Below are 15,494 nucleotides of genomic sequence, written 5' to 3' on the forward strand. Positions count from 1 at the left end.
CAGGAGTTCCAGCAGGTACGCATATGAATATTAGGCACGCCCAGACAATGAACAGCCACCCATCCCATAACGTTGCTAACCACAGCTTCGTTGAGCATTTAAGTCGCTTAGCTCAGGAAAGGCCCCATGACAGGGCGCTGATTGTGGTGAACGCTCAAGGCGAAACTACCCTTGATTACGCCACCTTGGAGCGGCGTTCGCGTGCTTTGGCCAGCGAGCTACAGCAGCGGTTCCCGGCGGGTGAGCGTGCCTTGATCCTGCTGGATAACGATGAGCACTACGTGGTGGCGTTCTTCGCCTGCCTATATGCCGGGGTGATTGCCGTGCCGGTCTTCCCTCCAGAGTCGGCCAAGCAGCAGCATCTGGCGCGCCTGCTCGCTATTGCTGCCGACTCCCAGGCCGTCTGTGTGCTCACCTCTACAACGATTATCGATGTGGTCGCATCGGCGAGCGAAGGCTTCGGCAGTGCGGAATTGATCCCCGTGGATGCTGTAGATGAGAGCCGCGCTGAACACTGGGTCGAGCATCACCCAAAGCGTAGTGATATCGCCTTTTTACAGTACACCTCAGGCTCCACAGCTACACCCAAGGGGGTGATGGTGAGCCATGGCAACCTGATGGCGAACGAGCGTGCTATCGAGACAGGCTTCTCGATTGGTGCCGACGATGTTTTCATCAGTTGGCTGCCGCTTTACCACGACATGGGGCTGATCGGTGGCCTGCTGCAGCCCATCTATCGCGGCATTCCCGCGGTATTGATGAGCCCCACCTTCTTTTTACAGCGGCCGGTACGCTGGCTGGAAGCGATCTCCCGCCACCGGGGCACCATTAGCGGTGGCCCCGATTTTGCCTATCGGCTGTGTCTTGAGCGTATCCGCGACGAGCAGCTTGAGGCGCTCGATTTATCCAGCTGGCGGGTTGCGTTCTCAGGCGCCGAGCCGGTACGCCACGATACCCTCACTGGCTTTATCGAACGCTTCCACCCAGCGGGCTTTTCCGCTGATACCGCAGCACCCTGTTATGGCTTGGCCGAAGCAACGCTATTGGTTAGCTGTAATTCGCGCGGTACAGGCGTGGTGGGCACGGCTTTTTCTCAACAGTTGCTGGCCGAGGGAAAGGCTGCCTCAGCGTTTAAAGGCAACACCCTGGTGGGCTGCGGTACACCGGAACCCGGTCACGCTATCGATATTGTCGATCCTGAGGGGCTTCACTCGCTGCCCAGTGGTGACGTCGGCGAGATCTGGGTCAACGGGCCCAGCGTGGCGCACGGGTATTGGCAGAACCCAGAAGCTACAGCGCAAGCCTTTGTCACCCGCGATGGGGTCAGTTGGCAGCGCACCGATGATACTGATGCACAGAACCACGACGCCCGCGATGATCGCTGGCTGCGCACCGGCGATCTAGGCTTTCTGCACGAAGGGCAGCTGTATATCGCTGGGCGTATTAAGGATTTGATCATTCTGCGCGGCCATAACGTCTACCCCCAGGATATCGAGAGCGCTATCGAAGCCGAGGTGGACGCAGTGCGCAAAGGGCGCGTGGCGGCCTTTGCAGTGACCACGCCGGAAGGCGCCGAGGGGATTGGCGTCGCGGCAGAAGTTTCCCGCGGCATACAGAAGCTAGTGCCCGCCGAGAAGCTGGTCGAAGCGCTAAGCGAGACGGTGGGGAGCGCTTGCCACGAGCCACTTTCTGTAGTGCTACTGCTCAACCCAGGTGGCCTCCCCAAAACCTCCAGCGGAAAGCTACAGCGCAGCGCCTGCCGCCAAGGCTGGGAGGCGGGTAGCCTGGATGCCTACGCCATTCACGCCTTTGGGCGTTTTGTCAGCGGTGGTGACGCTGAGGGCGGAGGAAAGTCATCGCACTCTACTGCGGAAGCAGGGAGCGAAACGGAGCAGGCGTTGGCGAAGCTCTGGTGCCAGGTGCTGGGGGACGGCAAGGAAAAGCCGTTGGGAAAAGATGCCCACTTCTTTGCTAGCGGGGGTAATTCTCTGGCGGCGGTGCGCCTAGCTGCCGCCATCAGTGATCACTGGGGCGTCGAGCTATCTCTGCACGCGCTGTTCGAGCAACCGCGCTTGTCTGCCATGGCTAACGCTATCGAAGCACGTTTGGCGGCACCATCGGATCAACCAGGGACGGCCATCCCCCGTCTTGAAGATGATCAGCGTCAAGGCGACATACCGCTGTCGGAAGGACAGCGCAGCCTATGGCTGACGTGGCAGCTCGATCCCCAGAGCGCTGGTTACAATATGGCAGGGGCACTGCATCTCAAGGGGGTGTTGGAGCCAACAGCGCTCAATGCAGCGCTGGAGGATCTCGTGCAGCGCCATGACATTTTACGTACTTACTATCCCTTGAGTGATGCGGGAGAACCTGTTCAGCGGCTAGCGCAGGATTGGCATCCTGAGTTGATTTGTAACGAGATGCCCGGTGATACCGTGGATGAACGGGAGCAGGCACTGCATGACGCACTCACCAAACTGGCCCGGAAGCCTTTTGACCTGGATCAGGCACCTCCCTTAACCATCGCACTCTACCGCTTGTCCACGGAGCACCATGTGTTAGCTGTCGTGCAGCACCACATTGCTGGCGATGGATGGTCAGTACAGGTGCTCATCGATGATCTATGTGCACTTTATGAGGGCGCGTGCACACAGCAAGAAGTCAAGCTTGCACCACTGCCAGTACAGTTCGCAGATTATGCGGTTTGGCAGCAGCGTCAGCAGCACAGTAGTGAGCGACAGAGCCAACTTGCTCACTGGTGTGAACGCCTCGCCGGGGATCATTCCCCGCTAGCATTGCCGTTGGATCGCCCACGCCAAGCGCTGTCCGCACCGAGTGAAGGCCGATTGCGCTTTACGCTTACCGATGAGTTGAGCGAGCGGCTACGTAGCCTAGCTCGTGAACGAAGCGTTTCGCTCTACACCGTGATCTTGGCACTACTAAAGCTGACCCTGCATCGCTTTAGCGGTGAGACAGATATCAAGGTAGGGGCGCCGATTGCCAATCGGCATAAAACCGAGCTTCAGGGCTTAATTGGGTACCTTATCAATGTCGTTGTGTTGCGCACTCAGATTGATCCCACTGGAAATTTCGAACGTTTGTTAGACGAGGTGAACGCTACCCTGATTGATGCCCAACTGCATCAGGATGTCCCCTTCGATCAGTTAGTCGAAGCGCTCCAACTCGAACGTCAACCGGGTGTACATCCACTGTTCCAGGTGAAGTGCACTCAGCAGGAAATGTGGCAGGCGGAGCGCCACGTGGCTGGCCTGACCGTTCAAGCTGAGCAGGTATTCACGGGCATTGCTCACTTCGACCTGAGTCTCGATTTTTGCGATGAGCCTGAGGGAATAGCAGGTCTATTCGCTTACTCCGCAGAGCTATTCGATGCCACCACGATCGAGCGTTTCTGCCAGGCATTCCGATTCCTGGCCGAGCAGGTCGTCGCTGATCCGCGGTCTCACACGGCGATGCTGTCGCTACCTGAGCCTATCTCCGTGCTGGAAGGAAACCAAAGCGAGATTCTCACCCAGGATATACCCACCCTGCTGTCGAAAGTGGTGGCAGCTCATGCTGATGAGTTAGCCGTAAACGATGGGCAGTACCGTTATACCTATGCCAGCCTAGATGCCCAAGCCCAGAGTCTGGCACAGGCACTAATTGCAAAAGGCGTTGGTTCCGAGGTGCGTGTTGCCATTCACGCTGAGCGTTCGTGCGAGTACGTGCTAGGTATCCTCGCCGTAATCAAAGCGGGCGGGGCTTTCGTACCGCTTGATCCACAACTGCCGAGCGAGCGCTTGGCCTATCAACTGGCTGATAGTGACGCTCGCTTAATGCTGAGCTGCACGGCTTGCGACTGGAGCGGTGACGTTCCGGTAATGGAACTGGCGTTTGCCGATGATATTCCGTCTGCAGTAGAACACAAACTGCCCGACATCCATTCCCAGCAGACCGCCTATGTGATCTATACCTCTGGCTCCACGGGCAAGCCCAAGGGGGTGGCGGTGAGTCACGGTGCTCTGGCCAATTATGTGCAGGGCGTTCTGGAGGCGCTGGCGCTACCAGAGGATGCCCGCAACCTGGCTATGGTGTCGACGGTGGCGGCGGATCTGGGGCATACGGTGTTGTTTGGTGCCTTGTGCACCGGCCGTACCTTGCACCTCATTTCCCCCGAGTGCGCTTTCGACCCGGATGCCTTTGCGGCTTATATGCGGGAACAGCAGGTGGATGTGCTCAAGATTGTGCCCAGCCACCTGCGGGCACTGCTGAGTGCTGCAACTCCGGCTGACGTGCTTCCTCACGAGCACCTGATTCTGGGCGGCGAAGCGACCGACTGGGCGCTGCTGGAACGTATCGCCAAACTCAAGCCAGCCTGCCGGGTGCTTAATCACTACGGCCCCACTGAAACCACGGTAGGGGTTCTCACCCAACAAGCCGAAATGGCCGATCGAGGTGCCAGCACACTGCCGATCGGCACACCGCTGGCCAATGCTCAGGCCTGGGTACTTGACCCCTGGCTTAATCCGGTGCCGAAGGGAGTAGCTGGGGAGCTCTACTTAGGCGGGCCGGGACTGGCTCAAGGCTATCTACAGCGCCTGGGGCAAACGGCGGAGCGTTTCGTCGCCAGCCCTTTCCATACAGGGGAACGGCTCTATCGCAGCGGTGACCGTGCGCGCCAACTGGCCGACGGTAGCCTGGAGTTTCTTGGCCGTGTGGATGATCAGGTCAAAATTCGCGGCTATCGGGTGGAGCCGAGCGAGATCGCTGCCCTGTTGCGCGACCAGCCAGGGGTCTCGGAGGCCGAAGTGGTAGCGCGGGAAAATGAGGAAGGACGCGCGCAACTGTACGCCTATGTGGTTATGGCAGCCGGGAGCGACGTTGATGACGCCGCGTTACTCCCGCAGCTTGGCGAACGCGTGCCGGACTATATGGTGCCCAGTGCCATAGTACGGCTAGATGCCTTACCGCTAACCGCCAATGGCAAGTTGGATCGCAAGGCGCTGCCCGAGCCGGTGCAAGCCGGTAGTGATAAAGCCTTCGAGGCGCCCCAGGGAGAAGTAGAAGAGACGTTGGCAGAGGTCTGGGCTGACGTAATCGGCTGCGAGCAGGTGGGGCGTAACGACAACTTCTTTGAGTTGGGTGGTGACTCCATCCTCAGCTTGCAGATCGTCGCGCGCTCGCGTAAGCGTGGCTACAAGGTAACGCCCAAGCAGTTGATGGAAGGGCAGACCATTGCCGCAGTGGCGGCGATGGCCACGCCCTTGGCTGCTACCGCTCCTAAACAAGCGGCTGCGCCCAATAAGGCTGCTTCCTTTGCTCTGCTGCCGGTACAGCGCTGGTTCTTCGAGCAGAACTTTGCCGAGCCACACCACTGGAATCAGTCGTTGATGCTGGAAGCGGACAGTGGTGTAGATACCGCGCTGCTACGGCGTGCCATTGAGGCAGTGGTAGATCACCATAGCGCCTTACGGCTGCGCTTTGAGCGCGTTGGCGATAGCTGGCAACAAGCCTATGGCAAGCTAGCCGACGATCTCCTCGAGCACGTGGACGTAAGCGATCATGCGGATCCGGCGCAGGCCATTCCCCAGGCTGCCGATGCTGCGCAACGCAGTCTGAGTTTGGCGCGGCCGTTCCGTGCTATCTGGATGGCACTGGGAGGCGAGCGCGGCGGACGATTGCTGCTAGTGGCTCACCACCTGGTGGTGGACGGCGTCTCGTGGCGCGTGATCCTCGACGACCTGCAAACGGCCTACGCGCAGTTAAATGCAGGAAAGACAGTCGACCTACCACCGGCAACCACCTCGCTAGATGAGTGGGCGCGTGCCCTGGCCGACTATGTCAAATCGGAGGCTTTGGCTGAGCAATGCTCCTATTGGGAAAGTCTCGTCACAGCGCCAGAGCCCAGCCTACCGGCACGGAATCCCCATGGCAGCAACACCGTCGCCGATACCGCATCGCTCGTTGGCAGCTTGCCTACCGAGGCCACCACGCAACTGCTGGGGCCGGTGCATAAAGCCTATCGTACCCAGGTAGATGACCTGCTCCTCACTGCACTATCGAGCGCCCTGTGCCAATGGGTAGAGAGAGATAGCGTACTGATTGAACTGGAAGGCCATGGTCGCGAAGACCTGTTCGAGGGTGTCGATCTCAGTCGCAGCGTAGGTTGGTTCACCTCGCTCTACCCGGTTCGCCTGACCCCAGGTAATGCGGAGCCCGGTACAAGCCTAAAAGCCATCAAGGAACAACTTCGCCAAGTGCCTGAAAAGGGGCTCGGCTACGGCGTGCTGCGCTATTTGAAAGAAGAGCCCGCGCTGGTTAGTGGTGCCTACCCCCAGGTCACCTTCAATTATCTAGGCCAGTTGGATCGCTCCCTACAGGGCGATGGGGCCTGGCGGCTCGCTAAAGAGAATGCAGGGCAGGCTCGCGCGCCCCAAAGCAAGCGCCGTACCTGGATTGAGGTGGTGGCCTGGGTTCAAGATGGCCAACTGCGCTTCGACTGGAATTACAGTCGTGAGATTCACAGCGAGGCAGCGATACATGCCTTGCAAGTAAGCTTCCAAGCGCAACTAGAGGTATTGATTGAGCACTGTGCTAGTGGCGTTCGTGGCGCAACGCCTTCGGACTTCCCGCTGGCGGGGCTGAGTCAAGGGCAGTTGGACGGCTTGCCTGTTGCCACCGATCAACTGGCGGATCTCTACCCACTATCTCCGTTGCAGCAGGGCATGCTGTTCCACAGCCTTTACGATTACCAAGATTCAGCCTATCTGAACCAGTTGCAGGTAGAAATTGACGACCTGGATGTCGAACGCTTCCAGCGCGCCTGGCAAAACGTACTCATGCGCCATGAGATATTGCGCAGCGGCTTCCTGGAGCGAGCTGGAACGCCGCTGCAGTGGGTAGCACGCACCGTCGAGTTGCCGTGGTTCGAAGCGGATTGGCGAGAACGAGAGGATCTGTCAGGCGCGCTTGAGAGGCTGGCCGAGGAGCAACGGGCACCATTCGATCTGACGGCGCCGCCGCTGATGCGCTTGGCGTTGGTGAAAATCGCAGGCTCCCGGCACTGCTTTATCTGGACGCGCCACCATCTACTGTTGGATGGCTGGAGTACTTCACAACTGATGGGCGAGGTATTGCGCTGTTACGCCGGGGCGGCGCTGCCACCTACAGAGGGGCGTTATCGGGATTACATCGCTTGGCTACAGTGCCGTGACGCTGATGCCAGTGAAGCCTACTGGCGTGACCAATTACAGCATCTCGATGCGCCTACGCATCTCGTCAGTGCAATGCCTAGACCCCATGAAGCGCAGGCTGGGCATCAAGAGATAACCCTGTCACTGGATAGCACGACCACTCAACGATTGGAGGGTTTCGCCAAAGCGACTCGCATAACGCTCAATACTTTAATGCAAGGTGCCTGGGCGCTGCTGGTGGCACGTTATACGGGGCAAGATAGCATCTGTTTTGGAGCTACCGTGGCTGGACGACCCGCTGAGCTACCGGCAGCAGAAAACTTGATCGGCCCCTTTATTAATACCTTGCCAGTCATTGTTTCATTGAACCCCTCGCTTCGCGTCAACGAGTGGTTGTGCCAGTTACAGGCACAAAACTTGGCGAGTCGCGAGCATGAGCATACGCCGCTATACGAAATCCAACGCTGGGCGGGGCAGGGTGGCCAGGCACTGTTCGATAGCTTGGTGGTATTCGAGAACTATCCCGTTGATGCCGCGTTACACCAGAATTTGCCAGGCGGGCTGACGTTCGGCGAAGTGGATAACCGCGAGCAAACCAATTATCCCGTCACGCTGGTCGTCTTCCATAAGGAGGCGTTGGAGCTTTGCTGCGGCTATTCACGGTCACAGTTAGATGATGCCGCTGCCGAGATATTGATCCAGCATCTGGTGGGAGTGCTGAAACAGTTGAGTGAGTCGGCTACTCGCCGAGTCGGTGACATTGACTGGTTAAGTGACGTTGAGCAGCAACAGCTTGAGACGTGGAGCGTCAATGATGAGCATTACGAATGGGAAGCCCCGATCCATCGTTTGATTGAGCGTCGTTCCGATATGGCGCCTGGAGCGACAGCCCTCATTTTCGATGATCAGCATCTCAGCTACGCCGAGCTTAACACCCGGGCCAATCGCTTGGCCCACTATCTGATTGGTTTAGGCGTACAACCTGAGACTCGAGTAGGCATCGCTGTTGAGCGCTCCATCGAGATGGTGGTGGGGCTGCTGAGCATTCTTAAAGCGGGGGGCACCTATGTACCGTTGGATCCGGATTACCCCAGCGAACGTCTGGCCTATATGGTTGAAGACAGCGGTATTGAGCTGCTGCTTACCCAACAGCACCTTCGCAATACGTTGCCGGTGTCTGAGAGCCTTGGCGTTATCGAGCTAGATCAATTGGACGTGGCGCATTATGCGTCAACCAACCCGGAGGTGGCACTGCACGGTGAACATCTCGCCTATGTCATTTACACCTCGGGTTCTACCGGACGTCCTAAGGGTGCGGCCAACCGTCATCACGCGCTGACCAACCGCCTGCAGTGGATGCAAGACGCCTATGGGCTGACGACCTACGATGCGGTGCTGCAGAAAACGCCATTCAGTTTCGATGTTTCCGTGTGGGAGTTCTTCTGGCCGCTGATGCAGGGGGCGCGGCTGGTGATGGCGCCGCCGGGAGCCCATCGCGAACCGGCACAATTGGTCGAGCTAATCCGTAGCCATAACATCACTACACTGCACTTTGTACCTTCAATGCTTCAAGCCTTATTGGCTCATGGCAAGGTTGAAGACTGCACCAGTCTGACACGCTTGGTATGCAGCGGTGAGGCGCTGCCGGCCGAACTGCAGAATCAGGTACTCACTCGTTTGCCTCACGCGGGGCTCTACAACCTCTACGGCCCCACCGAAGCGGCCATTGATGTCACTCACTGGGCCTGCCAAGACGATGGGCGCAACCACGTAGCTATCGGTCAACCCATCGCCGGTATCCGCACCTACGTGCTGGATGGAGATCTTAACTTAGTGCCACCGGGAGTTGCGGGGGAGCTCTATCTCGGAGGCATTGGGTTGGCACGGGGCTATCTGCACCGCCCTGACCTTACCGCAGAACGTTTTGTCGCCGATCCATTTGCGCAGGGCGAATGTCTCTACCGCACCGGCGATCTGGTGCGCTGGCGGGAAGATGGTCGGCTCGTGTACCTGGGCCGCCTCGATCACCAAGTGAAGATCCGCGGCCTGCGTATCGAGCTTGGCGAGATCGAAGCCGAACTACTCTCTCATCTAGAGGTTCGCGAGGCAGTGGTAGTCGCTCAAGAAGGCCCCGGTGGTTTGAGGCTGGTGGCCTATGTGGTGCCCCAGGCCGACACTGAACTCGACACTAGTTCACTGCGTGAGGCGCTGGGGCAGCGACTGCCGCGCTATATGGTGCCGGGAGTCGTGGTCACGCTCGATACGTTACCACTGAACCCCAACGGCAAGGTGGATCGCAAGGCGCTACCTGAGCCTGACTTGACCAGTGGCACACGGTACAAGCCTCCCCAGGGGCAGTCGGAAGAAACGCTAGCGGCAATCTGGGCTGAGGTGTTGGGCGTTGAGCGGGTCGGCCGCCACGACAACTTTTTTGAGCTAGGCGGTCATTCTCTGTTGGCAATGCAGGTGCTTGCACGCATACGAGCGGCAGGCCTGCATAGCTTGGCTCTTCGTGAATTATTTAAGTCCCCGGTTCTGTGCGAATTGGCCCCCCTTATCTCTACCGGTATGAATGACATGGTTGGTGGAGAGCCACTAACTTCCATCCCTCGGCGTGAGGAAATGCCATTGTCCCCGGCCCAAAAGCGGCTATGGATGGTTGATCGGCTGGCAGGCTCTACCCGCGAGCGAACTGCCTACAATATGTCCGCTGCTCTAACCCTCACAGGGAGGCTTGATGCAGAAGCGATTAAGTCAACGTTTGACGTAATTGTAGATCGCCATGAAGTACTGCGTACCCGTTACCCAGAGAACGAAGAGGGTGAACCGGTTGCGGTCGTCGCATCCGGCAACCCTATGGAGGTTGAATGGGTCGACTTGGTTAACCTGGAGAGCGACCAACAGCGTGATCAAGCCCGGTGGCTTATGGAGGAGCATGCCCAGCGCGCATTTGATCTCTCCTCGGGGCCGCTTCTCCGTGCCGCCGTAATTAGGTTGGCACCACGGTCGCATCTGCTGCTGCTCTGTGTTCACCACATTGTATTTGATGGTTGGTCAGAAGCTGTCTTCATCAAGGAGTTCGTCACTACCTATCAGGCGCTTATCGGAGAAGGTGAAGATGTGTTGACCGATCTCCCCATCCAGTACGTGGACTACGCCGCTTGGCATGAGAAAGCATTGTCGGGAGAGGCTTTCGAGCAAAGTGCAACCTTCTGGCGTCGCTATCTAAGTGATGCTCCTCCGCTCTCAACACTACCGGGGGATTTCGCTAGGCCCAGCCAAATATCGCATGCCGGTAGTGCCCTGAGCATGACACTGAGTCCAGACCTATCACAAGCGTTGAACAAGCTTGCCGCACAGCGTGGCACCACGCTATTTACGCTTCTATTGGCGAGTTTTCAGCTGTTGATGCATCGCCAGACCCGTCAACACGACCTGATTGTGGGAACCGATGTCGCTGGCCGTAGCCATCCCGATGTTGAGCCGTTGATTGGCTTTTTTGTCAATGTAATCCCGCTGCGGTCTCGTTTATCTGATGGCCAGATTGATTTCGGCCACTGGCTTGAGCAAGTACAGACCAGCGTGCTGGATGCCTTCGATCATCAAAATGTTCCCTTCGACAAAATTGTCGAGCTTTCGGGGATTGGTCGTGAGCGCGACCGTTCCCCCCTGATACAAACCCTCTTCGTACTACAAAACACGCCAACCGAGCGGTTCTCAATTCCGGGCTTGGAAGTGGAGGTAATGCCTCAGCCTCGGCAAGAGTCGAAGTTCGATATGGCGATATTCGTCAATGAGAGTGACACCGGACTATCAGTCGAGTGGGTCTACGCCACCGCATTGTACCGACGCGAAACCATTGAGCACTTAACCGGTGCCTGGCAGTCGCTACTAGCGCAGATCGTGGAAGCTCCCAACACGCCCGTCGAGGAGTTTCGCTTACCCCAAATGGAGAAACACGCTATGCAAAACAAGCTTTCAAAAGGTTCCAAACTCAACAAGCTTGGCAGCCTGAAATCCCAGCCAGGTGCGCGCCCCTCGACCAACAGTGACTCACCGATACGAACGGCGCTGCTCGACGAAAAAAGGGTCTTTCCTCTCGTGATCGAAGCGACGGATCCTGACCTTGATGCGGTGGCGTGGGCAACCTCCCAGCGCGACTTTATTGAGCAACACTTACGCACGCATGCAGGCATTCTGTTCCGTAACTTTGGTCTGACCACACCGCAAGAGTTTGAAGCCTTTGCCGAGGCTATCCAGCCGGGACTTTACGGCAATTATGGTGACCTGCCCAAGAAAGAAGGGGGGCGCAATACCTACCGTTCAACCCCCTATCCCGAGCGCCAGATGATTCTTTATCACAACGAAAGCTCGCATTTGGAGCGCTGGCCGCGCAAGCAACTGTTCTTTTGCGAATTCCCTTCTCCCGTGGGAGGTGCCACCCCGATCGTTGACTGCCGGGAGATGTTGCGCCAACTGCCCGTCGATGTTGTGGAGGAGTTCGAGCGTAAAGGGCTGCTTTATGTGCGCACCTTCACCCGCAACCTGGACGTGAGCTGGCAAGACTTTTTCAAAACCGATAGCAAGGAGGAAGTGGAGGCGCGGCTCAAAGAAGCGGGAATCGAGTGGCAGTGGTTTGGGGACGATGAGCTGCAGACACGCACGCGCTGCCCTGCGGTAGTCACTCATCCAGTGACCGGTGACCGGGTGTTCTTCAATCAGGTGCAGCTCCACCACGTCAGTTGCCTTGAGCCTGATGTGAAAGAAGACCTGCTTGGCATGGTTGGCCAGGAGCGCCTGCCGCGTAATGTCTATTTCGGCGACGGCTCCGTGATTAGCGACGAGATGATGAAGGTTGTCGGCGAGGCCTACGAAGCCTGTGCCGTGCGCTTCGACTGGCGCCGGGGCGATGTGGTGATGGTCGACAACATGTTAGCGGCCCATGCCCGGGATCCCTACGAGGGGCCACGCAAGATCGTGGTAGCGATGGGAGACATCTATGAGCGTTCGGCGCTGGAAGAGGCTCAAGTAGCAAGTGCCGATGCCGAGTTGGTCGGTCAATGAAGTCACGGGGTTTGGGAGTCAATAAATGAATGCGATAACGGAACAGCAGAACCTTGCCCATTGGCCGCTTAGCCCTGAGCAGCGCGCAGTGTTGATGGCTGCGGAAGCTAATGAAAGTGACACCCAGCAGGCAGCATCGGCGCAGGCTAATGTCATGGTGGCTGATATCCAAGGTGCGCTTGATAGCTCGCGGCTAGAGAGCGCACTGAGTAATGTTAGGCAACAGCATGAAGCCCTCTCGACGGCTCTGAAGAGCGTAACGGGGTATCGCGGGCTGCGACACCAAGCGCTTGAAGAACTACCTGCTATTGAGTGGCGGTATGAGTACTTATGCGGTAGCGATGACCAGGAACCACTGCTCGACGGCGATCTCAATGACGCTCTCAAAAACTATAGCGAGGCACTCAAGCTTCGGCCCATGGCGGTCGAGAGTGGCGAGCTGCTACGTCCAGCGCTGCTGCGTACTGGTGAAAAAACTGGGTATTAGTGCTGGCTGTTTCGGCGTTGGTGGCGGATCGCGGCAGCCTGCAGTCGCTGTTCTCGGCGTTGGTGGAGGCTTACGATCAGAGCGGAGGAGCCGATGATGAGTCGGCGCTGCAGTATTCCCAATTCATCGAGTGGCGCGCTTCTCTCGAAAACGACGATGACGCCGAAGAGGGCCGAGAGTATTGGCAAAACCACCAGCAGCATGCCGAGCAGGCAGGAGTATGTCGTTTACCCGCCAGGCAAGTTAACCGCCATGACGTGCGGGTAGAACATGAATATGTGACCTGTCCGCTCGGATCAGACTTAGCAGCGCGTATCGATAGCCTAGCAGATGAGCTTCAAGTATCCGCAGAGGCAGTATTGCAGGCGGCGTGGTGGGCGCTACTCACCAGGATTAGCGGCAACGAGTGTGTGCTGGGCGGCTGGCAACACGACTGCCGCCAGGATTACGAGGTGATGCAAGGGGCGCTTGGTCTCTTCGACAAGGTACTGCCGGTGCTAGTTGAAGGTATTGTTGATAGCGATTTCTCTAGTTGGATCGCCCATCTAGCGGAGCAGTTAGAGGCGCATACCCAAGCCCAAGAGTATTGGTCGATTGATGCGCTGCCCGATAAGCGCCACCTAGTCGCGGGGTTCGCATTTTCGAAGGGAGTGAGTGAGTTAAAGTCGGCGGGTTTGCAGTGGTGTCTGCGAGCATTGCCTGGGCCATCAGCAGAATTTGAACTTGCCTTGCACATTGACCGCAGTGAGAGCGGCGCAGTGGCAACTCTCTATACCGACCCATCATGCTATAGCCGAGCGGCGGCCGAGTGCCTGCTGGGGCAGTACCAGACACTGCTAAAGGCGGGCCTCGCCGATCCCGCACAAAAGCTATTTTCGGTGCCGCTTATTTTCCCTGAGCAACAGCAGGGATTACTGTCGGTTGAAGACAATGTGCTCGACATGGGCGAGTGGAGCGTAGCTACCCATATCGCCGCTTGGGCGGCTTCGACGCCGGATGCCATTGCCATTGAGGAGCAGGGCCGTACGCTGAGTTACGCCCAACTGGAAGCTCGCGTTAATGATATCGCGCGTTGGGTGGAGGGGCAGGGCGTCAAGCGTGGAGATTACGTAGCGCTTAATTTGCCCCGTTCCACCGATTTGGTCGTGCTGCTACTGGCAGTATGGCGTGCAGGTGCCGCCTACCTGCCGCTTGATCCAGAGTGGCCCGTAGCCCGTAAACGGCGGGTGCTTGAGGATGCCCAACCCGCACTAGTAGTAAGCGCTGAAAACGCCGAGTCGGAACCCACTGCACTGGCCCTTCCCGGCATCCGCAGTGTGGGGCTGCCACAAGAAGTGGATGAAGCGGGTAGTAAGTTGTCGTTTCCAGAGCCAGACCTCGGCGAAGTGGCTTACCTTCTCTATACCTCTGGCTCCACTGGCACGCCAAAAGGCGTGGTAATTGAGCATGGTCAACTGCTTAATTACGTCGCCGGGGCCACAAAGGCCATGGGTCTATCGGCATGCCAGCGCTGGGCATTGACCGGGTCGCTGGCTACTGATTTGGGTAATACGGCGCTGTTCGGCGCCTTGTTCAATGGAGCTCGCCTAGTGATCGCCGCACCTGACGATATGCAGGATGGCGACCACTTTGCGCGCTTTATGTCGGCGGCCGATATCGATGCACTCAAGATAGTGCCGTCCCATCTGGAGGCCCTGCTGGAGTGCGAAGCTCCCCGGTTGCCGAAAACACTGATTTTAGGCGGTGAGGCAACTTCATCTGCCTTACTTTCGAGCATCGCGCGGATCTCCCCCGAGTGCCAGCTATACAACCACTATGGCCCCACAGAAGCCACGGTGGGCGTTATGGTGCATCCAGTATCGCTGGCGCAAGATATTGCAGGCCCGTTGCCACTAACCCAGCTGCTACCGAATTGCCGCTATCGAGTACTTGACGATAACTTGCACGCGACCCCCACCGGTGCCGTAGGTGAGCTGTATCTGGGCGGCGCCCAACTGGCGCGCGGCTATCTCAATAGCGATGCTTCCGCGTTTGTCGAAGATCCCTTTATTGCCGGTGAACGTCTCTATCGCACAGGCGATCTGGCGTGCGTGCTGCCCGAGGGTGGCGTACGCCTTATTGGGCGAGCCGACGATCAGGTCAAGCTGCGTGGTTTCCGGATCGAACCGGCGGAAATCGAAAGCATGTTGCAAGCACAGCCAGGGGTTAAACAGAGCCTGGTTCGCCTGATGGGTCGGGGCGGTGATACCCAGGAACTCGTAGCGTTCCTGATCGCTGACGCCGAGGTAACGTCCGTTGAGGGCCAAGCCCAGCTTCGCGAGCAGCTGGCTGTGCTACTGCCTGAGTCCATGCTTCCTTCTCGTTTTATCCCTGTTGAGCATTTCCCGCGCCTAGGTAACGGCAAGGTAGACACCTCCGCGCTGGAAGCCTTGGCCCAAAAAACAGCGGAAAGAAAAACCTTGGTGAAGCCCCGGGATGCCGTGGAAGCCAACCTGTGTCAGGCCATGGCTGAGCTGCTTGGTCGCGATGAGGTAGGCATTGATGACGACTTCTTCGAGCTGGGTGGGCACTCCTTGCTGGTGATCAAGCTGGTGGCACGCATTCGTAAGCAGTTCGGGATCGAGATAGCCCCCGGTGTGGTGTTCGATCATCCCACCGTCGCTGAGCTGGGTGCCGCTCTACGCGAGAGTGAGCATGGGATACAGGAAGAGACACATCCTTCCTTGTTAATCGAATAACAGCTTCTAGTTAAG

3 protein-coding genes are annotated in these 15,494 nt (G+C 57.9%); all 3 read left to right on the plus strand.

What is annotated here, in order from left to right; genetic code table 11:
• Nucleotides 1–23: 23 nt before the first annotated feature.
• Genes OM794_RS04630 through OM794_RS04640 form a run of 3 tightly spaced genes read left to right on the plus strand, consistent with a single transcriptional unit; the run spans nucleotide 24 to nucleotide 15,479 of the window.
• Nucleotides 24–12,254 (plus strand): non-ribosomal peptide synthetase, encoded by a 12,231-nt coding sequence (locus tag OM794_RS04630; RefSeq protein ID WP_226248065.1) that lies wholly within the window; start codon nucleotides 24–26, stop codon nucleotides 12,252–12,254.
• 25 nt (nucleotides 12,255–12,279) lie between these two features.
• Nucleotides 12,280–12,741 (plus strand): hypothetical protein, encoded by a 462-nt coding sequence (locus OM794_RS04635; RefSeq protein WP_265154298.1) that lies wholly within the window; start codon nucleotides 12,280–12,282, stop codon nucleotides 12,739–12,741.
• Nucleotides 12,741–15,479 carry a non-ribosomal peptide synthetase gene (locus OM794_RS04640; protein ID WP_265154299.1) on the plus strand — a complete coding sequence of 913 codons (2,739 nt, stop codon included), beginning with the start codon at nucleotides 12,741–12,743 and terminating at the stop codon, nucleotides 15,477–15,479. The genes OM794_RS04635 and OM794_RS04640 overlap by 1 nt, the downstream gene beginning before the upstream one ends.
• The last annotated feature ends 15 nt before the right edge of the window (nucleotides 15,480–15,494 follow it).

Source organism: Halomonas sp. BDJS001 (assembly GCF_026104355.1).
Taxonomy (GTDB): domain Bacteria; phylum Pseudomonadota; class Gammaproteobacteria; order Pseudomonadales; family Halomonadaceae; genus Vreelandella.